Source organism: Pseudogulbenkiania sp. NH8B (assembly GCF_000283535.1).
In the GTDB taxonomy this organism is placed as follows: domain Bacteria; phylum Pseudomonadota; class Gammaproteobacteria; order Burkholderiales; family Chromobacteriaceae; genus Pseudogulbenkiania; species Pseudogulbenkiania ferrooxidans.
The window spans coordinates 2,110,411-2,131,461 of the sequence record NC_016002.1; the positions used below are offsets into that span (position 1 = coordinate 2,110,411).

A 21,051-nucleotide genomic window follows, 5' to 3' on the forward strand; every position below is an offset into this window, starting at 1 on the left:
TGTTGGTGTAGACGGGTGGCTCGAACGAGCGACCTGATCGCCAAATACATAAAAAGCAGGAGGAGAAATGGTGGAGAACAACCGGAGGCAGACCATCAGACTGCCACTACTGGCCGCCGCAACCGCATCGGCGCTGATGGCGATGTCGGCCCAGGCATTCGAAATCGATACGGGCAACAGCGATCTGACGGCCCGCTGGGACAACACCGTCAAGCTCAACCTTGCCAACCGGCTGGGGGCGCAGGACTCGCACATCACGCAAAGCCCGAACTTCAACGACGGCGACCTCAACTTCAGTAAAGGATCGATGACGTCCGAGCGCATCGATCTGTTCAGCGAGTTCGAGCTCAACTACCGCCGCCAGATGGGGCTGCGCCTCAGCGCCGCTGCCTGGTACGACGCGGCTTACGACAATCTGGACAACGCCAACTCCACGCCGAACCATCTGGTCGACGGCAAGCCCGCAACCGGCTTGAGCCCGTACACCAACCGCTACGCGCATGGACCTTCCGGCGAACTGCTGGAAGCCTTCGTTTTCCGCAACTTCGATTTCGGCCAGCAGAAGCTCAATGTCACGCTGGGCAAGAGCACGCAGTTGTGGGGCAACAACGTGCAGACGCTGCTGCACGGCATCAACTACGGCCAGGCGCCGCTGGAGCTGGAAAAGATCTTCGGCGTGCCGCGCAACGAGCTGAAGGAAGTCTTCCTGCCGCGCAACCAGCTCACTGCGGATTACCAGGTTTCGCCGCAATGGTCGTTCGGCGCGCAGTATTTCCTGGACTGGCAGCACTCGCGCTTCCCCGAGGCCGGTTCCTACCTGGGCATGTACGACCTGGCGCTGGACGGCGGCGAGTCGGCCTATCTGCCGGGCAAGGTCGTGCCCCACGGCAATGACATCACCCCGAGCAAGCAAGGCGATTTCGGCATCAACGCCAAGTGGAGCCCGCAATGGCTGGGCGGCACCCTCGGCCTGTTCTACCGCCGCACCTCGGACTCCTTGCCCGACACCGTAGTCTATAACCCGGCGACCAACTCGTATTCGGTCGCCTATGCCGGCGATATCGATATCTACGGCATCAGCCTGACCAAGAACATCGCCGACACCAAGGTGGGGGTCGACCTGAGCTACCGCCAGAACATGCCGCTGGCGAGCCAGCAGTTCCTCACCGTGCTGCCGGCCAAGGCAGGCACCCCGGGTTTCATCGGCTCGCTGCCGCAAAGCGGCGAAACCGGCGGCGCCGTGGGCGACACCCTGCACCTCGTGCTCAACGCGTCCCACGCCTTCGGCAAGACCCCCTTGTTCGATCGGGCATCACTGATGGGCGAACTGACCTGGAACCGGATGCTGTCGGTGACAAGTGGCTATGCGCAATATCGCGGCAACCCGGCCTACACCGGCATCGACAAGTCCACCCGCGACTTCGTCGGCATGGGAGTGAACTTCGTGCCGACCTGGAACCAGGTCTTCCCCGGCGTGGATCTGTCCCTGCCGATCAGCTACACCGTGGGCCTCAAGGGCGAGTCGTCGGTGCCGCTGGGCGGCAACAAGGGCACCGGCAACTATTCGGTGGGCCTCGGCGCACTGGTGAAATCCAAATACCAGTTCGACCTCAAGTACACCTCCTTCTTCGGACCGTACGAAACCGCCCCCAACGGCACGGTGAAGTCGTATGCCGGGCTGATGAGCCTGCTGAAAGACCGGGCGACCTTATCGCTGACGTTCAAGACCAAGTTCTGATCCTATGGGGAAATAAACCGTCATGAGTACGCGTGACTACATGGAATACGATGTGGTGATCGTCGGCGGCGGCCCTTCGGGGCTCTCCGCGGCGATTCGCCTCAAGCAGCTGGCGGCCGACAAGGGCCAGGACATCAGCGTCTGTCTGCTGGAGAAGGGCTCCGAGATCGGCGCTCACATCCTCTCCGGTGCGGTGCTCGAACCGCGCACGCTGAACGAACTGATCCCCGACTGGAAAGACAAGGGCGCGCCGCTCAACACCCCGGCCCAGAAGGATCAGTTCCTGCTGCTGACCGAGACCGAGTCGATCCCGCTGCCCACCCCGCCGCAGATGCACAACGAGGGCAACTACATCATCAGCCTGGGCAACTTCTGCCGCTGGCTCGGCCAGCAGGCCGAGGAACTCGGCGTCGAGATCTACCCCGGCTTCGCCGCCGCCGAAGTGCTCTACCACCCAAACGGCTCGGTCAAGGGCGTGGCCACCGGCAACGTCGGCACCGGCAAGAACGGCGACCAGGACGGCGAGCCCGGCATCGAGCTGTGGGCCAGGCAGACCGTGTTCGCCGAGGGCTGTCGCGGCTCGCTCACCAAGACCCTGTTCGAGCGCTTCAAGCTGCGTAACGGCGCCGACCCGCAAACCTACGGCATCGGCATCAAGGAACTGTGGGAGGTAAAACCGGAGCTGCACCAGCCGGGCAAGATCACCCACACCGCCGGCTGGCCGATGGACACCGCCACCTACGGCGGCTCCTTCCTCTATCACCTGGAAAACAACCAGGTCGTGGTCGGCTTCGTGGTCGGTCTCGATTACCAGAACCCCTACCTGTCGCCGTACGAGGAATTCCAGCGCTTCAAGACCCACCCGGCGATCCGCGGGGTGTTCGAAGGCGGGCGCCGCCTGTCCTACGGCGCGCGCGCCATCTCCGAGGGCGGGCTGCAGAGCATTCCCAAGCTCACCTTCCCGGGCGGCGTGCTGATCGGCGACACCGCCGGCTTCCTCAACGTGCCCAAGATCAAGGGTACGCACACCGCGATGAAGTCCGCCATGCTCGCCGCCGAGGCGATCGTCGAGGCGCTGGCCTCGGCCCAGGAAGGCCAGCCGCTCGAGGCCACCACGTACACCGCCACGTTCAAGCAGAGCTGGCTCTACGACGAACTCCACCGCGTGCGCAACATCCGCCCGGCGTTCCGCTGGGGGCTGTGGCCGGCGATGCTCTACTCGGCGCTGGACACCTACCTGTTCCGCGGCAAGGCACCGTGGACGCTGCACCACAAGCACGCCGACCACGAATGCCTCAAGCCCAAGGACGAGTGCACGCCGATCGCCTACCCCAAGCCGGACGGGGTGCTGACCTTCGACCGGCTGTCGTCGGTGTTCATCTCCAACACCAACCACAGCGAAGACCAGCCGGCGCACCTCAAGCTGAAGGACCCCAGCGTACCGATCAAGATCAATCTGGCCCAGTACGACGCGCCGGAGACGCGCTACTGCCCGGCCGGGGTGTATGAGATCGTCGGCCGTGACGAAGGTACACCGCGTCTGCAGATCAACGCGCAGAACTGCGTGCATTGCAAGACCTGCGACATCAAGGACCCGACCCAGAACATCAACTGGGTGACGCCGGAAGGCAGTGGCGGGCCGAATTACCCCAATATGTGATACGGATTGCCCGAAGCAAATCTCCGGAAGGTGTTCTTGCTTAGCCGAGGCCCTTTTCTGCCGGTTTGACGACGCCATATAGAAAACGCCCTCGTGTGAGGGCGTTGGCTGGGGTGGGCGTAACCGGTTGGTTTAGTTGGTGTACGACTTGAGGTCTGACATGACGTCCATGACCGTGTCGATGGCGAGAGCCGAGGCCAAGGCGTAGCCTTTGCCAATCACGAAATCGCCATCCTCGAATTTGTAAGCGCTGAATCGGTTTGAAGGGAAAGTGTTCGAGCCACGTTTGCGCAAACCGACCGAGACGTGCGCCAAGGCTCTCTGAGAATTCACGTACGTATCCGTCATGACGACGATTTCGTATTTGGCGTTGTACTTTTTGCAGTACTCGTCGGACACGGCGGAGCCGATTTTGGCTTTCATGAGATCGTTGACCTGGTCCGGGCCATAGTGGTGCCAGGTGAACGTACAGCCAAAGGACGGAGCACTGAGCCCCAAAAGGGTAACGCACATTGCCGTGAATTTTTTGTAATTCATGAGTGATCTCAATCGGTTAAGAGCTGGCCATGGAGATGACAGGCGCTCATCCGATACCCCTTGTGCCGGCGGCGCCTGAGCCAATAGCAATGGATCAGCCGCCCAGTTGGCATGACCGCCGGGGAGCACTGGTTTGCTGCCGCAAGGCAACAAAGCCGATCACTCGAACATCATATCACTGGAAAATTCACTATGCCTATCGGGCCAATGGAGTAGTGTGGGGCCGGCCGGCGTACTGAGCCCATCGGCCAGGATCCGTGTCGGCGACACCATCACATCGGGGTGCCGATCAAGGTCCGTAACCCACAACCCTTGATAGGGCGTACTCGAAGTCCTGTGCCGCGCACCATCTGCTGCCTGTGCAGAATCGACCCTGAGCAACCGTGTCGACCGGGCCGTCGCCACACCCACGCCGCGCATGCCCCTTGTCCCTTGTCCCGCTCCATCGTATTGCCGGGCCTCACCGGCGGCCATTCTTCCGGCCGCTCCGGGCCTGTCGGCGCCGAGGTGTTTTGGCTATGGTTAACGTACCCATCGCCAGCGATCCAGTCAGGGCAGGCTCACCGCCACGTGCCGCTGGCGATGTCGCCCTATCCAAGAAAAAGTGTCATCCGGACAAGGTGGGTTGGGCCTTAGTGGGAGAAGTATCATGCACAGATTCAGCGCCCGCATGCGGGCCTCGCTGGCGTTGCTCGTTCTTGGCATGGCATTGCCCTGGAGCGCGACCATGGCACAACCTGCCCTGAAGGACCAAATCGTCGGAACCTGGTCTTATGTTTCCGTTGACCTTATCCGCTCCGATGGGACGCGAATACCTCTTTTCGGTCCGAATCCACAGGGCCAGGCGAACTTTGATAGCAATGGCCGCTATATCTTGATGACGGTGCGGGCTGGACAGGCCAAATTCGCATCCACCAGTCGGATGGAGGGCACCCCGGAGGAAAACAAGGCCGTTGTGCTAGGGTCGATCGCTCACTTCGGCAGATACACCGTTGACGAGGCGAACAGGACCATCACGTTCCACATAGAAACCAGTACGTTTCCGAACTGGAACGGAACTGAGCAGAAACGACCGTTCACGGTGACTGGAGACGAGCTTACGTGGCAAACCCCTGCATCGACAGGCGACGGCATTGCCGAGGTTGTGTTGAAGCGGGCGAAATAGCGTCCGGCATAGGCATGGCGGTCGTGGCCGGTCATGAGGTTGCATAACACGATGCCCCCCCATCGAGGGGAGGCCGTTGGGCTGTGCTCGGCTCAGCCCAACGTGCAGACCTGAAGGCTCAGGCAAAGACGAAATACTTGCGCACGGTTTCCACTACTTCCCAGGTACCCTTCATGCCAGGTTCGATCACGAACACATCGCCGGCCTTCAGATGCACCGGCTGCTCGCCTTCCGGCGTGATGATGCAGTAGCCGTCGAGGAAGTGGCAGTACTCCCATTTTTCGTAGTTCACCTCGAACTTGCCCGGGGTGCAGATCCAGGTGCCCATGATCTTGCTGCCGTCCTTCGAGAGGTAGGCGTTGAGGTTCACGGTGTGCGGGTCGCCGCCGATGCGCTTCCACTTGGTGGCGTCAACCACCGGAGTGGGGCAGGTTTCGCGCAGGACGGTGATGAAATCGGACATGTCGGCTCCAAACGATCTGATGAAAGGTTCGTCATCATAGGTTCAATACCATGCCGGCAACTGCCTGTTTTCGACATGGAATTGCCTGTAAACGCGACGCCAGCAAGACCGTAACCCGCAACTGCCTGACGTGGTCGGTGCGTGGCGCTCGCCGATCTTGCGGGCGGCGGCCGCACCGAGGCGTCCTCGTTACTCAAGGGGGGCGAAGAGGGCGCTGTGGCCATGAAAACGCCAGCTCCAGGGCTGGCGTCGATAAAAAATTGAGAGGGCGGCAAGCAGGACTCAAGGCATGCCGGCGATGGCCGGGAAGCCATCGGGGTGAGGCCATTCCGCCTCGACGGGGCGGAGGGGGTGCCTGTCGGACGCTTCGCTGGTGGTCGCCTCGCAGGACGCGGATGGCTGCATGGCGCGCACGCTGCTGGCACAGCGCATGGCAGCGGCGCTGTAGAATTCTTCGGCCAACGTGTCGCACTGCCGGGCCGCCGTTTCCTGGGCCGCTTTGAAGCCGGCCAGCCAGACGGTGTCGTGCGCGCGTTCCAGTTCCTCGATTCGGCCGATCAGGTCCAGCAGCATGGCGGGGTTAGTCGGGACTGGCGTGCCGTCGTCGGCGGATGTCGTCGCCGCCTCCTTGATTTCGGCCAGCGTGTAGCCGGCGTAGCGTGTGCTCATGCAGTCGTCCTTTCCTTGAAACAGTGCTGCCGCGGAGCCGCCGTTGGCCGAAAGCCACCACTCCGGCCAGCGATCCGCACGGTGAGATCATCGATCGATATGACGTTCATGGTGGCGGACGAGCGCGTGGCCATCCGTCCTAAAACCGACATCGTGATGCCTCCAGGCGGCATGGTGTCGTCTTGGTCGCCGGCTAAGCGGTTGTCACGGATTTACTGCTCCAGGGCAGTCCATTTTTCTTCGGTCAGGGCCATGATGTCGAATGCAGAAAACGCGGGACTCATGGAGACAGGTGGGGTGAGGACTGTTAAAATGGCAATGTTGTCATTGGGGAGTAGCCATCCTTAGCCCCTTGCTAAGGAGTTCACGTCAACAAACTTGAGGCCATAGCCTCATGGCGTGAACAGCCTCTGCACCAGCAGAGAGAGCCAGGCGAGACCTTTGGCCGCGATGCGCTTACCCAGGCCGGGCGAGGCGTATCGTCGCGCCATTGGATTCTTGCTCGCCCGGCCGGATTACTCTCATGCTTCTCGCTTTCACCCTGTTTTTCCTTTCCGCCGGGGCCATTTACTGGTCCTGTGAATTCTTCGTCAATGGTGTGGAATGGCTTGGTCGTCGTCTGAATCTGGGGGCGACGGCCGTCGGTTCGGTGCTGGCCGCCTTCGGTACCGCCCTCCCGGAAAGTGCCGTCACTTTTACTGCCGTGGTTTTCGGCAACACCCCCGCTCAGAAAGATCTCGGAGTCGGCGCCGCGATGGGTGGCCCGCTCGTTCTGGCAACCTTGGCCTACGCCGTGGTCGGCTTTGCCTTGATGCTGAACCGTCGACGTCTGGCGCGTGAAACGCACGAAGTGCGCGTGGATCATGTCCGTCTAAGCCGGGACCAGGCCGCTTTTCTTGCCGTGTTTGCGGTCAAGGTAACGCTGGGGCTGGTGGCCTTTGCCATCAAGCCGTGGCTGGGTGTGCTGTTCCTGATGGCGTATGGCGTCTACGTTTGGCGGGAAATCCGTGACAGCGATACCGCCCCGGAGGAAGAAGAGCTGGAGCCGCTGAAAATCCGCCCCAACATGGCTGAGCCCTCGCTGGCGTGGGCGGGTTTGCAGGTCGTGCTGGCGCTGGTGGTGATCAGCGTGGCGTCGCATGTCTTTGTCGGCCAGCTTGAGGCGATCGGCACCGGTTTGCATTGGTCGCCGCACCTGGTGGCGCTGCTGCTGAGCCCGGTGGCGACCGAGCTGCCGGAAACCATGAATGCCCTGATCTGGGTGCGGCAAGGCAAGGAGCGCCTGGCGCTGGCGAACATCTCCGGTGCCATGATGATCCAGGCCACCATTCCCAGCGCGCTGGGCATCTTTTTCACGCCCTGGCAGTTCGATGGCACGCTGCTGGCGTCCGGCGTCATCACCGCCCTGGCGATTCTCTTTCTATGGCGGATTTTCCGCCGCGGCGCGGTCGATGGCCGGGTGCTGCTCGGCGTGAGCTCGCTGTACGGCGTCTTTGCCTTGCTGGTGGCGGCCTATTTCCCGCACTGAATGAGCGCGTGGCCAAGGTATCCTGGCCGGCTTGGCCCGCTGCGCCGTGGCGGGTCTATTTCAGGTACGACTTGATGACCTGGAGCACGGCATCCAGATCGCGCTGCCGTTGCGCCTGCTCGGCTTCCTTGACCACATGGTCGGTCAGATGGCCTTCGATCACGGCGGCCATCAGCCCGTTCACCGCGCCGCGGATGGCGGCGATCTGCTGGAGCACGGCGGTGCAGTCCGTTTCACTGTCCAGCAATCTTTCCAGCCCGGCCGTCTGCCCCTGTATCCGCCTGACTCGGGCCAGCAGTTTGGCCTTGTCTCTCACGGTGTGTGCCATGTCCGCTTTACCTCATGCCTGAAAAATGGACGGAAGGGTAACATGCATATACTGGGGGGTAGTATAATGCGCCGATCTGATCACACGTTGTGAAAGTGCGCCATGCCCGAGTTTTCGATCCTGTTGCAGCAAGGCAATGCCTGGCTGTTCGTCCCGAGCGCCATCCTGCTGGGGGCGCTGCACGGCCTGGAGCCGGGGCATTCCAAGACCATGATGGCGGCGTTCATCGTTGCCATTCGCGGCACCCTGACGCAGGCGGTGTTGCTGGGCCTGTCGGCGACCGTGTCGCACACGGCGGTGGTGTGGGCGGTGGCGATGGCCGGGTTGTATTTCGGCCGCAACTGGAGCGCGGAGGCGACGGAACCCTATTTTCAGGTGGCCTCCGCGGTGCTCATCATCGGTGTAGCGGCGTGGATGATCTGGCGCACCTGGCGCAATCAGCAACTGGCGCACGATCATGACCATCACCACGACCATCACCATCACCATGACGAGGCCAAGCTTATCGACACCGGCCACGGTGTCGTCCGGCTGGAGGTGTTCGAACAGGGCGTGCCGCCGCGTTTCCGTCTGTACCACGCGAGCAAACACGGCCACCGCTGGCCGGCCGATCAGGTGCGGATCGAGACGGAGCGGGCCGACGGCAGCCGCCAGGGTTTCACCTTCGTGCAGCGCGATGGCTTTGTGGAGTCGTTGGAAACCATTCCGGAGCCGCACGAGTTCGTTGCCCGGCTCAGTCTGGGGCACGATCAGCACCACCACGACTACGACGTGGAGTTTGTCGAGCCGGACCATCATCACTCGATCAAGGATTACGAGGGGCTGGATTTGTCTGCTCCGGGGTACCAGGACCCGCACGAGCTGGCCCACGCCAACGACATCCGCCGCCGCTTTGCCAACCGGGAGGTGACCACCGGCCAGATCATCCTGTTCGGCCTGACCGGCGGGCTGATCCCGTGCCCGGCGTCGATCACGGTGCTGCTGTTGTGTCTGCAGCTGAAAAAGATCGCCCTCGGCGCCACGCTGGTGCTGTGTTTCAGCATTGGTCTGGCACTGACGATGGTGGCATCGGGCGCGCTGGCCGCGCTGAGCGTGAAGCACGTCTCGCGCAGTTGGAGCGGGTTTGGCGAGTTCGCCCGCAAGGCGCCGTATTTTTCCGGCGCACTGATCGTGCTGGTCGGGTTGTATGTCGGCTACCAGGGGCTGAGAGTCTTGCTCTGACGCCGAGGGTGGCGTTTCAGGCCAGACCATTCCGCACAGCCCGGGCGCGCCATGTCATGGCGCGCCCGGGCTGTTGTTCTTAATGATCCTGCCCGCTGCCCGGGTTGCCTTGGTTGATGATCTGGCGGGGAGGAACCTGGCCGCCGCGGCGCGGTTCCTCGGGGCGAGGAGCGAACGAGGGCCGGGCGGAAGGGGCAGCGTTGGGGCGCTCGATCTGGCGCCGCTCGATTTGAGGGGGAGCTCTGTGTCGTTCTGGGACGCCGACGTCCGGCTGACGGGGCCGGGCTGGCTCTGGCCGGATAATGGTGGGCATCCCCGTTGAACGTGGCACGCGCGGTGTCTCGGCTCCGGGTTGGCGCTGCTCGAAACGGCGGTTGTCGTTTCGACGTTCGCTGCTGCCGGGCTCCGGCGGGCGTGGCCGGCTCGACTCGGGGCGGATGATCTGGGGCGACTCCGCCGGCGGCCGCGGTGAGCGAGGCACGTCGATGAGCCGGTGATCCTGACCGGGCGGTGTGATGCGGCGGTCGCGTCGTTCCCCTTCGCCACGTGGAATTTCGGGGCGCTGATCGAGACGGCGCCGCGTCTCGGGTGCCTGGGCCGGATTGATGATGACGGGCATGTCGCGCCTCAGATCCGGTTTGGGCTGCAATGCGGGCGAGGTCGGTTGAGTCTGCTGGCGCGGGAACTGGCGCGGTTCGCCCGACGGGGCCACGCGTTCGGGCGGCCGCGGAGTGAAGCCGTGGTAAGGGACATTGCCGCGTCGTGACGGGTCATGCTCCCAACGGAACGGCCCCTTGCGGTCGAGCCACTCGCGGTGCGTGACGTGCGGGCGGAAGTAGTAGTTGTTGACGTTGACGATGGTGACGTGGCGGCGCGGCCAGTCGAAGTTGCCGAAGAAGAAGCCGACACCGACCGTGATGCCGGTGCCCCAGTAGATGCCCACGGTCGGCCCGACGTAGTAACCGGGCCAGATCCAGTAGTAGGGCGGATAACCCGGCCACCACCATGCCCCGTAGACCACCAGCGGGTCGTAATACGGGACGTAGACGATTTCCGGGTCGGCCGGCTCGATCACGATGACCGTGTGCTCCCGGGCGACCCGGAGGTAGCGGTTGGAGCGCAGGGAGCCCTGCTCCCAGGCTTTATCCCGCAAGCGCTGCACGGTATCCATGACCTGGTCTTCCTGGGCCAGGAAGGCGTCGCCGAGCTGCTCGGTCCAGTCCAGGTGCTCGTCCATCATCTGCAGCACCTGCGGGAAGGCGAGCAGGGACAGCACGCTCGGGTCCCAGTCGTTGCGGTTGGCTTCGCGCACGGCCTGGTCGCCCTTGAGCCCGGGGTGATCGCGCGACCAGCGCGCAGCTTCGACCACCTCGAGCGGGTAGGTCGATGCCATCAGCACCTGCGTCAGCAGCGAATCCGGGTAGAGGGCGATGGGCGCGAGCATCTGGTCGAGCTCTGCCTGGGTGTACACGGCGTCCTGGGCGACGGCGGGCGGGGTGGTCGCCAGGCCCATTGCAGCGGCAAAAATCAGGACCAGGCACTGTGTCATAAAACGTCGGATGCGTTGGGGCATGGCGGGCCTCCAGGGCATGCAAGGCGAGTCGGGCGTCAGCCGGGTGACTCGGGGTTGCGGGCAATGTCGTGGTCGCCCGCTCAAGCCATCGTTACCTTGCCGGGTGTCGATGGGTCATGGCTATCAGCCGGGTATCGAGCAGACGGGCCAAGCCCTGTCCGCCGGCAGTCATCACGGCGTCGTGATTCCACTGGAAGAGCGGTTGGGCTACCGGGGCCAGCAGGTTCATCCAGCGCTTGGTGGTGCGCACCTGCCAGTCGTAGCAGACGACGGTGATCACACCTTCTTTTCTGAAACTCCAGCGGCCATGGCCTTCGAGTTCGCCGCTCGCCGTGCCTTCCAGGCAAACCAGCGGTTCGATGCGGGTGACGCGCATGTCAAAGGTCAACCGGTACGGCAGCACGCTCTTCCAGGTATAGCGCTGTACCGCACCGAGGCCATTGTCGTCGCCGGCCTCCAGGTCCAGCACCTGTTCCAGGCCGCGCCACCAGCTGGGCCAGCGGCGCGAGTGGTAGATGGCGTCCCATACCGCCTCCACGGGAGCCTCCAGGTACCACAGGGTGGAGAAGCGGTATTCCGCCATGGCTGTACGGTTTTCCTGTGTTTGACGGTTCAGGGCTGGAAAAAATCCGCAGCGAGCGGGACGTCGATTTCCACGTCGTCCATCAGCACGGTTTCCTGCTGCTCGCCGTCAAGACCGAAACTGACCACCTTGACCGGGAACAACGTGCCTTGCGTCAGCCAGAGCTGGAAGCGATGCACGCCGGCCACCGTGTTGCCGGGGGCGCCGGTGATGCTCCATCCCTGAACGGGCCAGTGGCCGATGGTGCCCTTGCCGAGTGGCGTCGTGTCGCCACCGGCCTGCAGGATGTGCACCGCTTGCAACAGCATTCCGACATGGGAGCGGTCGATACGGTGCCCGTGGGGGCCGCGGATCAACGGGTTGTCGGGCGCTAGCGTCAGCGCGAAGCCAGGTTGGCCGAAGGGCCAGACCCGGACCTTGTTGCCGTGCGGGCTGTAGATCATCAGTGCCCCGGGATGCGGCGTGACGAACTCCATGCGTACGAAACCCGGTTTGCGGTAGGCGTAACGGACGACTTGCTGACGGGTGTGCGGTGCGCTCGAGCGGACGGTGACCCGGTAGCTGTCGAGCTGTTCGAACTGCTGCTGTGCGGCGGCGATCGGGTCCGTCAGGCCGGCCGGGACGATCAGGGCGGTGGCAAGCAAGGGCCAGAGCATGGCTTACTCCACGACCTCCAGCACGCCGGCCATGCCTTTTTCTTCGTGGCTCTTGAGGAACAGCAGCTTGTTGGGGCAATGGAAGGGGTAGCGCCCCGCCACGGTCGGGGTGAAGCGGAAAGAGCGGGGCTCCTCGCCCAGGCGGCTGTCGATGTCGACCTGGTCGGGCGGCAGTTTGAGGACAAAGCGGTGCGGGATGAGCCCTGCTTCGACCTTGACCGACAGTTCGACCGGGGTGCCGGCCTTGACCACGATGTGGGCGGGCCTGAAAAAATAGCTGCCGCCGACGATGGCGACGTGCTGTACGCCGTCGCTGGCCATCGGCACCCGATAGGGTTCGTCGGTGGCACGAGCCGTGCCGGCACTCAGCGGGAGGGCGAGTGCCAATGCCAACCCGGCGAGGGTGAGTCTGGTCCTGTGCATGGTGACTCCTGTGTCTCGTCCGGGCGCGCCCGGGAGCGGCGCCCGGCTTGTGGTGATGCCGGGGTCAGTAGCCGCCCCCGCCGCGGCCGTGGTCGCCCATGTCGCTGTCGTGCGTCGGTGTCGCCCCTGGGTCGCCCATCGAGTGGCAGCCGCCGAGAGGCAATGCCAAGGCCAGAGCCAGTAACAGCAGCCAGCCGGTCAGCCGGTGCTTCCTGTCCATGTCAATCTCCTTCATCTATCGGGTTGGGAAAGGGGCCGGCCCGGCTTAACCGGACCAGGCGCCCGCGTCGCCCCCCAGCGCCGTGCAGGCGTCGGCAGCGATCGCCCGCAAGCGGGGCTCGTTGTCGGTGCCGGACAGGGCGTAGCCCATGCCGTGGTTGGCCCAGTAGGCGGTACGGCTCGCGCCGTTGTGCAACAGTCGCAAGCTGATTTCGCGGGAGGGGTAGGGAGAGATGTACAGCGTGAGGCGTTTGCCTGTGCTGTTCTGGTACATGAACTGCGCGGCGGGGCCGGATTCGCCCGGCAGCAGCCGCCCCCCCACCAGTGCGTAGCCATACTCGCCGAGTGACGGCGCCGTTACCGCACGCTTCAGCCGGGCCGACAGCCAACTGAGCAGGTGCGCTTCTTCGCGGACGGTGACTTCCACCGGGTGACGGCGTTCCGGGGCGTACACGGCATAGGCCAGATCGGCGCGCTGGGCAAAGGCAGGTTGGCCGAAGCCGCCGGGCAGCAGCTGTGCCGGCAGCATGATGGCGAGCATCAGGCCGAGGGCCAGCCCCCCGGTGATGGCCGCGCCCAGTTGCCACCATGGCGTGCGGCGCTGCACGAACAGACTCGCGGTTTCGCCGGCGAGCGGGAACAGCCGCCGCAGCGCCGCGTTCTGGCTGCGGTAATGCGCCACGCGCGCGGCGGCGGCCGGATCATGGCCGAGCCGCTCCAGCAAGGCGCTACGCTCGGCGTCGGACAGTTCCCCATCCACCAGCGCCGACAGCGGACGCAGCTCGTCGGCGCTGTCAGGGGTGTTGGCGGTGGTGTCGCGTGGCTCGTTCATGGTGAGTGCTTCACTACTTTCAATGGGGGCCGGCCGGGTGTCGCATCGGCCGCGGGCTCGGTCAGCAAGATACGCATGCGTTCCCTTGCCCGCGACAGGCGCGACATCACGGTGCCCACCGGTACCTTCAGGACCTTGGCGGCTTCCTGGTAGCTGAGCTCTTCCAGCGCGATCAACAGCAGCACTTCGCGCTGTTCCAGGGGCAAGCGGTAGAGGGCGCGCTCCACGTCGCGCAACAGCAGCCCGTCAACCTCGCCGGTGGCGGCCGGCTGTTGCTGCCAGGGGGCTTCCTCATCATCGAATGCCACCTCGCGCCGGGAGCGCAACTGGTCGATGAAGCGGTGGCGCAACAAGGTCAGCAGCCAGGCGCGCAGATTGCCGCCGCGCCCCCAGCGCCATTTGCTCAACGCCCTCTCTAGCGTGTCCTGCACCAGGTCATCGGCCCAGGCCGGATCGCGCGTGAGTGCCCGGGCGTAGCGGCGCAGGTGCGGCAGCCAGACCAGCAGGTCGGATTCGAAACTCATGGCCCGCCGGGCTCAGGGCTTGACGGTGTGCCACATGCCCTTGAAGCCTTCGCCGTTCGTGTCGCCCGGCTTCTTGTCCATCGACCAGCGATAGAGCGGGTGCCCTTTGTGGGTCCACTGCTTCTTGCCGTCGCTGCGCGTGATCGTGCCCCAGTCACCCGAGGCCTTGTCGTACGAATCGGCCACGGCCGGAGGCCAGTTGTCGGCGCAAGGGCCGGCGCAGGTGCTCGTGTCCTTGCCATCCTTATCGAAGGTGTAGAGGGTCATGCCGTGATCGTCGACCGCCATGCCGTGCATCATCTTGGGTGACTCGGCCAATGCTGGCAGAGCCAGGGTGCTGCCCAGTGCCAGCAGGATCAGGGGGTGTTTCATGGTTATGCTCCTTGTGAGTAGGAAAATCGGGAATCTCAGGGGTGTTTTTTGCCGGCGCCGAATCTGTGCGCGGCCGGCGCATCGTGTCTACACACACTAAACGTTTCAGCGGCCAGGTTTATTCCCGTTGCTAATCTGGAAGGCGCAAAAAAAGTGCATCGCCATGGGCTAAGCCTAGTCGATGGCAGCGGGATGGGGCGGTGAGATGGCCCGATGGCTAAGGAGTCGGCGGGATGGCCGGATGGGTTGTGAGCGGGGTTACAGCCCGCGCGAGCGGCTGGCGATCTAAGCCGCCGAGGGGGAGGTTTCGCACGAGCCGATGCGGTTGCGGCCGGCGCGTTTGGCGGCATAGAGCGAGCGGTCGGCCTGTTCCACCAGCCAACCCGCCGTCGCCGGGCTGTTGGACGGATGGCAATACAGCCCGACGCTGACTGTCACCACCGGTCGCAGGCTGCCGGGCGGGGTAGGGAGGGCGAGGCTTTCCACCGCGGCGCGGAAGCGTTCGGCGGCTTGCCGTGCCGGCACCAGGTCACAATACTGCAGTATGGCGACGAACTCTTCCCCGCCGTAGCGCGCCACGGTGTCGCCGCCGCGCAGTTGTTCGGCCATGCACGCGGCGATCCGCTGGATGCACCGGTCGCCTTCTACGTGTCCGAAATGGTCGTTGTACTGCTTGAAGAAATCGATGTCGGCCATCAGCAGGGTCAGCGGCGCTTGGTGTCGCGCTTGTTGTTGCAGCGCCATTTTCAGCACGGCATCGAAATGGCGGCGCGAGGAGAGTCCGGTCAGGCTGTCGTGGATCGACGCTTCGTAGGCCTGGCGGTAGGAGTGCTGCAGCCGCGTCTGCAGCTTCAGCACCTCGAACAGCAAGGCGCCCAGCATGATGCCCGCGGCGGCCAGCTCGAAAAAGCGCGAGGCGTGCCAGCCGACGGTATAGCGGATCGATGAAGAGCACACGGTGATCAGGTACAGCAGATAGGAATAGCAGCTGAGCGCGAGCCAGCAGTGGAACGCGCTACGCAGGCGCGTCACCAGCAGGACGCTCAACAAGGCCACGAACCAGCTTGCGAGCAGGAAGGCGCCAATGCCGCTGTGGGTCAGCGCGCTGTAATCGCCGTTGTCCTTGACCAGACTGTTCAGGTCCGGTACCAGCCGCGACAGCACTGTCACCGCGAACCAGGCCAGGCCGAACGGGGAGAGTACACAGAGGGACAGTGCCTGACAGCGAACGCGTTTCGATAACGGGCGGTCCTGCTGCCGCTGCAGCACCAGCATGGCCAGCAGGATCAGAAAAGCGGTGCCGCCAAGACGTGCCAGCCAGAGCCAGGTCGCCATGTGGGAGCCCAGCGGGTAACCGCCGCGGGCGGAAAACACCCCGGGCAGGTTGATCAACAAATAGCCGGACATCAGGGCCGAGTAGCCAAAGGCGACACTGAGCAGGCCGTTGCTGAGTTTGTGGTCGGCATAGAACTGCAGCAGCACCAGGTAGGCGATGATGCTGTTGGTGACGGTCAGGGCGGTGATCTGCACCGGCCGCAGATTGCCGCCGAGTGCGGTCGGGACGTCGATGTCGGGCAGGATCATGAGCACGGCGGCCGTCATCGCGGTGGCGATGAGGCCGGCCAGGAGCAGGCTGCGGCGGGAGGGGGCGGTCGAGAAGCTGTCTTCCATGGGGCACCGTTCTAGGCGGTTTCTTGTCAATGTGGGTGGTCGTTGGACTCGGTGATGGTGTTCTGCCTGCTCCACGCGATGGGCCATTTGCCTTGAGGTAGGGGCAGTCAGGAGACGGACGGGCTAAGCGGAGAGGGAGGGGGCTCTCAGCGGGTGTGAATAATACCAACAGGGTTATGCAATTGTCACTCCGCCTTTGGCTGGCCAGCTCGACGTCATGCGGTGGTGAGGCCGCCGCAGACGGTACGGCGCGTGTGGCAACCCGTGCGATCAGGATTTCTCCAACCCGGTATGAAATTTGCTGTGGTGTTCAGACCGGTCTCAACACGGCTTGATTGAAACGACTATGGAACGAGCGCCTGCCTCCTTGTCATCGCGATTACCCGCCAGCCTGTCAGCCGGCTGGCATGCGGCACTGGAACTGGGCTATGCCCGCCGGCCTGGCGGCACGATTCCGGTGCAGCGCCGCCATGTCGGCCCGTTACGGGTGCAAAAGCATTTCATCGATGCGGCTGGAACGTGCCAGCACATCATCGTGCACCCACCCGGCGGTATTGCCGGCGGCGACCGGCTGAGCATCGACGTCTCGCTGGAAGAGGGCGCCGATGTGCTGATCACCAGCCCAGGTGCCGCCAAGTGGTACGACGGTTTCGGACGTCCTGCCAGCCAGTCCGTCACGCTCGCGCTGGCCGACGGTGCCCGGCTGGAATGGCTGCCGCAGGAAACCATCCTCTACGCCGGCGCAGACGTGCGACTGGAAAGCCGCATCCGGCTCGCGGGCGACGCCCGGCTGCTGTACGGCGATGTGACCTGCCTCGGCCGCCCCGCCTGTGGTGAGCGCTTCGACCACGGGCAGTGGCGCCAATGCGTCGAGATCGAGCGCGACGGCCGGCTGATCTGGTGCGAGCACGCCGTGCTGCCCGGCGCCAGTCCACTGCTCGCCTCGCCGGTGGGGCTGGCCGGCCACAGCGTGGTCGCCACCCTGGTCTGGGCCGGCCCGGCCTTGCCGGATGAACTGCATCAGGCGGCGCTGGAGGTGGAAACCGTGGGCCGCGCCGCCGCCACGCAACTGCCCGAGGTCTGGCTGGCGCGCTTCATCGGCGACTCGGCCGAGGACGCGCACCGTTGGCTGCGCCAGCTGCGCGCCTTGATCCACCCCTTCACCCACGGCCGCCCGGCTTCATCGCCGCGCATCTGGGCGACCTGAACCAACACAACGGAAAACACATGGAACTGACCCCCCGCGAGAAGGACAAGCTGTTGATCTTCACCGCCGGCCTGCTGGCCGAGCGGCGCCGTGCGCGCGGCCTCAGGCTCAACTACCCCGAGGCGGTGGCCTTCATCAGCGCCGCCATCATGGAGGGCGCGCGCGACGGCAAGACCGTGGCCGAACTGATGCACTACGGCACCACCTTGCTGACGCGCGACGAGGTGATGGAGGGCGTGCCGGAGATGATCGGCGAGATTCAGGTCGAGGCGACTTTTCCCGACGGCACCAAGCTCGTGACCGTCCATCAACCCATCGTTTAGGAAAGGGCCAGGCCCCTGCGGCGCAGGCGTGATCTCGGCACAGGTATGGCGCGGAATCCTCCTGTACACCACCGTACATGCCGGTTCCTGCGCGCTGGCCGCACCGTGCTGACGCCCGCGCGCGACAGGTTGTGACACTTTCCAGGAGAAGACAGCATGATTCCCGGACAAATCCTCGCCGCACCCGGCGAGATCGAACTCAACGTTGGCCGAAGCACGCTCACGCTGACCGTGGCCAACACCGGTGACCGCCCGATCCAGGTCGGCTCGCACTACCACTTCGCCGAGACCAACGACGCGCTCGCCTTCGACCGCGAGGCCGCGCGCGGCTTTCGCCTCAACATCCCGGCCGGCACCGCGGTGCGCTTCGAGCCGGGCCAGACGCGCACCGTCGAGCTGGTCGAACTGGCCGGCGCGCGCGTGGTGTACGGCTTCCAGGGCAAGGTGATGGGGGAGCTATGAAAATCAGCAGGCAAGCCTACGCCGAGATGTTCGGCCCCACCGTCGGCGACAAGGTGCGCCTCGCCGACACCGAGCTGTTTCTTGAAGTCGAGCGCGACTACACCCTCTACGGCGAAGAAGTGAAGTTCGGCGGCGGCAAGGTGATCCGCGACGGCATGGGTCAGGGCCAAAGGTTGGCCGAAGAAGTGGCCGACACCGTCATCACCAATGCCCTGATCCTCGACCACTGGGGCATCGTCAAGGCCGACCTCGCGCTCAAGAACGGCCGCATCGCCGCCATCGGCAAGGCCGGCAACCCGGACATCCAGCCCGGCGTCGACATCGTTATCGGCGCCGCCACCGAGATCATCGCCGGCGAAGGCATGATCGTCACCGCCGGCGGCATCGACACCCACATCCACTTCATCTGCCCGCAGCAGATCGAAGAAGCACTGATGTCCGGCATTACCACCATGATCGGCGGCGGCACCGGTCCGGCCACCGGCACCAACGCCACCACCTGCACGCCGGGGCCGTGGCACATGGCGCAGATGCTCAAGGCGGCCGAAGCCTTCCCGATGAACCTCGGCTTCACCGGCAAGGGCAACGCCAGCCTGCCCGAGCCGCTCAGGGAACAGGTCCGCGCCGGCGCCATCGGCCTCAAGCTGCACGAAGACTGGGGCACCACCCCGGCGGCCATCGACAACTGTCTCTCCGTGGCCGACGAAATGGACGTGCAAGTGGCGATCCACACCGACACTCTCAACGAATCGGGCTTCGTCGAGGCCACGCTGGCGGCGTTCAAGGGCCGCACCATCCACACCTACCACACCGAGGGCGCCGGCGGCGGCCACGCCCCGGACATCATCAAGGCCTGCGGCGAACTCAACGTGCTGCCGAGCTCCACCAACCCTACGCGGCCCTTCACCGTCAACACCATCGACGAGCACCTCGACATGCTGATGGTGTGCCACCACCTCGACCCCGCCATCGCCGAGGACGTGGCCTTCGCCGAGAGCCGCATCCGCCGCGAGACCATCGCCGCCGAGGACATCCTGCACGATCTGGGCGCCTTCGCCATGATGTCGTCCGACAGCCAGGCCATGGGCCGCGTTGGTGAAACCATCCTGCGTTGCTGGCAGACCGCCGACAAGATGAAGCGCCAGCGCGGCCCGCTCGAGGGCGACGCCTCCGGCAACGACAACGCCCGCATCAAGCGCTACCTCGCCAAGTACACCATCAACCCGGCCATCACCCACGGCGTCGCGCACGAAGTCGGCAGCATCGAAGTCGGCAAGCTGGCCGACCTGGTGCTGTGGAAGCCGATGTTCTTCGGCGTCAAGCCAAGCCTGATCCTCAAGGGCGGCATCATTGCCGCGGCGGCGATGGGCGACGCCAACGCCAGCATCCCGACCCCGCAGCCGGTGCACTACCGGCCGATGTTCGGCAGCTACGGCGGCGCCATCGCCGCGGGCAGCGTCACCTTCGTGTCGCAGGCGGCGCTTTCGGCCAACGTGGGCGAGGCTTTGGGGCTCAAAAAGCGGCTGGTGGCGGTCAAGGGCTGCCGCAGCGTCAAGAAGACCGACCTGATCCACAACGACTACCTGCCGAAGATCGAGGTCGACCCGCAGAACTACCAAGTCAAGGCCGACGGCCAGTTGCTGTGGTGCGAGCCGGCCGATGTGCTGCCGATGGCGCAGCGCTACTTCCTGTTCTGAGGCACGAGGAGACAAACATGCTGGTCATTACCCGACGCGCCGACGACCCCAGCCACTGGGACGCCGAGCTTGTCATGAGCTTCGAGCTGCGTAGCAAGAGCCGGCTGCGCACCACCGCCAGCAGCGGCGAAGACGTCGGCCTGTTCCTGGAGGCCGGCCAGCCGCTGCGCGATGGCGAAGTGCTGCAGGCCGAAGACGGCCGCCGCGTGCGCGTCGTCGCCGCGCCCGAAGCGCTGCTGCACGTAACCTGCGCCAACCCGCGCGAACTGTGCCGTGCCGCCTACCACCTGGGCAACCGCCACGTCCACCTCGAAGTGGGCGAGGGCTGGCTGCGCCTGCTGGACGACGAGGTGCTGGCGCAGATGCTGCTGCAGCTGGGCGCCCGGGTCGAGCGCCTGTCGGCGCCGTTCAACCCCGAGCACGGCGCCTACGGCGGCGGTCACCATCACTCGCACGGCAAGGAGGCGGCGTTCCAGTACGCCCCCAAGCTGCATCAGTACGGGTCCGGCACATGAACGGTGGACTCGCGGTGCTGCAATTGTTGCGCCTGGCCAGCCCCGGGCTGCCGATCGGCGCCTACAGCTATTCGCAGGGTCTGGAGAGCGCGCTCGACCTCGGCCTGGTGCGCGACGCTGACAGCGCCCGGCACTGGCTGCACGATGTGCTGCACGGGCCGCTGAGCCGCTTCGAGGTGGCGCTGCTGGCGCAGGCCTGCCGCGCGCTGGCCGCCGAAGACGAGGCACGGTTGGATGCCATCAACCAGCGCCTGTTGGCGAGCCGCGACAGCCGCGAACTGCGGCAGGAAACCGAGCAGATGGGCTACTCGCTGCGCCAGCTGCTCGCCGCGCTGCCCGAGAGCCAAAGCCAGCCCTGGCCGTCCACCCTGGCCGACGCCCCGGTGGCGGTGCCGGTCGCCTGGGCGGTGGCGGCACGCACGCTGGGGTTGGCCGAAGACGCCGCGGTGACGGGCTACCTGTGGGGCTGGCTGGAAAACCAGGTGATGGTGCTGCTCAAGGCCATGCCGATGGGGCAGACCGCCGGCCAGCGGCTGCTATCGGCGCTACTGCCGGAACTGGCCGTCGCGGTGCAGACGGCACGCACACTGCCCGAAGATGAACTCAGCAACTTCGCCCCCGGCCTCGCCTGGGTGGCGGTGAAACATGAAACGCAGTACAGCCGGCTGTTCCGGTCTTGAGAATC

Annotated in this window: 24 protein-coding genes and 1 riboswitch; of the genes, 11 read left to right on the forward strand and 13 right to left on the reverse strand. The window is 64.8% G+C overall.

Annotation, left to right across the window (positions count from 1 at the left end; translation table 11 throughout):
* Positions 1-67 precede the first annotated feature (67 nt).
* Both NH8B_RS09705 and NH8B_RS09710 read left to right on the forward strand, forming a co-directional pair.
* Entirely contained in the window at positions 68-1,738 is a 1,671-nt protein-coding gene (locus NH8B_RS09705) for a DUF1302 domain-containing protein (RefSeq protein ID WP_014087160.1), read from the forward strand.
* Between the two features lie 22 nt (positions 1,739-1,760).
* Positions 1,761-3,398, forward strand: coding sequence for an electron transfer flavoprotein-ubiquinone oxidoreductase (locus NH8B_RS09710; RefSeq protein ID WP_014087161.1), 1,638 nt, complete (start codon positions 1,761-1,763; stop codon positions 3,396-3,398).
* 132 nt (positions 3,399-3,530) lie between these two features.
* Here the strand turns inward: NH8B_RS09710 and NH8B_RS09715 are convergent, their stop codons facing one another.
* Positions 3,531-3,935, reverse strand: coding sequence for a hypothetical protein (locus tag NH8B_RS09715; RefSeq protein ID WP_014087162.1), 405 nt, complete (start codon positions 3,933-3,935; stop codon positions 3,531-3,533).
* A 649-nt stretch (positions 3,936-4,584) separates the two neighbouring features.
* Between NH8B_RS09715 and NH8B_RS09720 the strand changes: the two genes are divergently transcribed.
* The gene (locus NH8B_RS09720) at positions 4,585-5,100 is read left to right on the forward strand and encodes a lipocalin-like domain-containing protein (protein WP_014087163.1); all 516 of its coding nucleotides are present in this window, start codon (positions 4,585-4,587) and stop codon (positions 5,098-5,100) included.
* 118 nt (positions 5,101-5,218) lie between these two features.
* On the opposite strand, the gene NH8B_RS09725 is transcribed toward NH8B_RS09720, so the two are convergent.
* Positions 5,219-5,563, reverse strand: a complete 345-nt coding sequence (locus NH8B_RS09725; protein WP_008954152.1) for a cupin domain-containing protein — start codon at positions 5,561-5,563, stop codon at positions 5,219-5,221.
* 282 nt (positions 5,564-5,845) lie between these two features.
* Complete coding sequence (locus NH8B_RS09730) at positions 5,846-6,232, reverse strand: hypothetical protein (protein WP_014087164.1); 387 nt, start codon at positions 6,230-6,232, stop codon at positions 5,846-5,848.
* Between the two features lie 317 nt (positions 6,233-6,549).
* Positions 6,550-6,662, forward strand: a riboswitch (yybP-ykoY riboswitch).
* Between the two features lie 93 nt (positions 6,663-6,755).
* Between NH8B_RS09730 and NH8B_RS09735 the strand changes: the two genes are divergently transcribed.
* Complete coding sequence (locus tag NH8B_RS09735) at positions 6,756-7,760, forward strand: sodium:calcium antiporter (protein ID WP_014087165.1); 1,005 nt, start codon at positions 6,756-6,758, stop codon at positions 7,758-7,760.
* A 55-nt stretch (positions 7,761-7,815) separates the two neighbouring features.
* Here the strand turns inward: NH8B_RS09735 and NH8B_RS09740 are convergent, their stop codons facing one another.
* A complete protein-coding gene (locus tag NH8B_RS09740) occupies positions 7,816-8,088 on the reverse strand; it encodes a metal/formaldehyde-sensitive transcriptional repressor (protein WP_014087166.1) in 273 nt (90 codons plus the stop codon).
* A 102-nt stretch (positions 8,089-8,190) separates the two neighbouring features.
* Between NH8B_RS09740 and NH8B_RS09745 the strand changes: the two genes are divergently transcribed.
* Complete coding sequence (locus tag NH8B_RS09745; RefSeq protein WP_014087167.1) at positions 8,191-9,309, forward strand: nickel/cobalt efflux protein RcnA; 1,119 nt, start codon at positions 8,191-8,193, stop codon at positions 9,307-9,309.
* A gap of 79 nt (positions 9,310-9,388) precedes the next feature.
* Here the strand turns inward: NH8B_RS09745 and NH8B_RS09750 are convergent, their stop codons facing one another.
* From NH8B_RS09750 to NH8B_RS09785, 9 genes are all read right to left on the reverse strand, one after another.
* The gene (locus NH8B_RS09750; RefSeq protein WP_014087168.1) at positions 9,389-10,882 is read right to left on the reverse strand and encodes a DUF3300 domain-containing protein; all 1,494 of its coding nucleotides are present in this window, start codon (positions 10,880-10,882) and stop codon (positions 9,389-9,391) included.
* A 91-nt stretch (positions 10,883-10,973) separates the two neighbouring features.
* Positions 10,974-11,465 (reverse strand): SRPBCC family protein, encoded by a 492-nt coding sequence (locus NH8B_RS09755; RefSeq protein WP_014087169.1) that lies wholly within the window; start codon positions 11,463-11,465, stop codon positions 10,974-10,976.
* Between the two features lie 29 nt (positions 11,466-11,494).
* A complete protein-coding gene (locus NH8B_RS09760; protein ID WP_014087170.1) occupies positions 11,495-12,121 on the reverse strand; it encodes a LolA family protein in 627 nt (208 codons plus the stop codon).
* A gap of 3 nt (positions 12,122-12,124) precedes the next feature.
* Positions 12,125-12,544 carry a quinol oxidase gene (locus tag NH8B_RS09765; RefSeq protein WP_014087171.1) on the reverse strand — a complete coding sequence of 140 codons (420 nt, stop codon included), beginning with the start codon at positions 12,542-12,544 and terminating at the stop codon, positions 12,125-12,127.
* 64 nt (positions 12,545-12,608) lie between these two features.
* Positions 12,609-12,764 carry a hypothetical protein gene (locus tag NH8B_RS21090; protein WP_014087172.1) on the reverse strand — a complete coding sequence of 52 codons (156 nt, stop codon included), beginning with the start codon at positions 12,762-12,764 and terminating at the stop codon, positions 12,609-12,611.
* 45 nt (positions 12,765-12,809) lie between these two features.
* Entirely contained in the window at positions 12,810-13,595 is a 786-nt protein-coding gene (locus tag NH8B_RS09770) for an anti-sigma factor family protein (protein WP_014087173.1), read from the reverse strand.
* A complete protein-coding gene (locus NH8B_RS09775; RefSeq protein ID WP_008954164.1) occupies positions 13,592-14,119 on the reverse strand; it encodes a sigma-70 family RNA polymerase sigma factor in 528 nt (175 codons plus the stop codon). Before NH8B_RS09775 ends, NH8B_RS09770 begins: the two co-directional genes overlap by 4 nt.
* A 12-nt stretch (positions 14,120-14,131) precedes the next feature.
* Complete coding sequence (locus tag NH8B_RS09780) at positions 14,132-14,491, reverse strand: COG4315 family predicted lipoprotein (protein ID WP_014087174.1); 360 nt, start codon at positions 14,489-14,491, stop codon at positions 14,132-14,134.
* A gap of 285 nt (positions 14,492-14,776) precedes the next feature.
* Positions 14,777-16,162: a sensor domain-containing diguanylate cyclase gene (locus tag NH8B_RS09785; RefSeq protein WP_014087175.1), complete on the reverse strand. Its 1,386-nt coding sequence runs from the start codon at positions 16,160-16,162 to the stop codon at positions 14,777-14,779.
* 346 nt (positions 16,163-16,508) lie between these two features.
* Here NH8B_RS09785 and NH8B_RS09790 point away from each other — a divergent pair, with 346 nt between their 5' ends.
* From NH8B_RS09790 to NH8B_RS09815, 6 genes are all read left to right on the forward strand, one after another.
* On the forward strand, positions 16,509-17,369 hold the full coding sequence (locus tag NH8B_RS09790) for an urease accessory protein UreD (protein WP_051002157.1): 861 nt from the start codon (positions 16,509-16,511) through the stop codon (positions 17,367-17,369).
* Between the two features lie 20 nt (positions 17,370-17,389).
* Positions 17,390-17,692, forward strand: coding sequence for an urease subunit gamma (ureA, locus tag NH8B_RS09795; RefSeq protein ID WP_014087177.1), 303 nt, complete (start codon positions 17,390-17,392; stop codon positions 17,690-17,692).
* A gap of 156 nt (positions 17,693-17,848) precedes the next feature.
* Positions 17,849-18,154, forward strand: a complete 306-nt coding sequence (locus NH8B_RS09800; RefSeq protein ID WP_014087178.1) for an urease subunit beta — start codon at positions 17,849-17,851, stop codon at positions 18,152-18,154.
* Entirely contained in the window at positions 18,151-19,851 is a 1,701-nt protein-coding gene (gene ureC / locus NH8B_RS09805; RefSeq protein ID WP_014087179.1) for an urease subunit alpha, read from the forward strand. Before NH8B_RS09800 ends, ureC begins: the two co-directional genes overlap by 4 nt.
* Positions 19,852-19,868: 17 nt before the next feature.
* Positions 19,869-20,366, forward strand: coding sequence for an urease accessory protein UreE (gene ureE, locus NH8B_RS09810; protein ID WP_014087180.1), 498 nt, complete (start codon positions 19,869-19,871; stop codon positions 20,364-20,366).
* On the forward strand, positions 20,363-21,046 hold the full coding sequence (locus tag NH8B_RS09815; RefSeq protein WP_014087181.1) for an urease accessory protein UreF: 684 nt from the start codon (positions 20,363-20,365) through the stop codon (positions 21,044-21,046). Before ureE ends, NH8B_RS09815 begins: the two co-directional genes overlap by 4 nt.
* Positions 21,047-21,051: the final 5 nt, after the last annotated feature.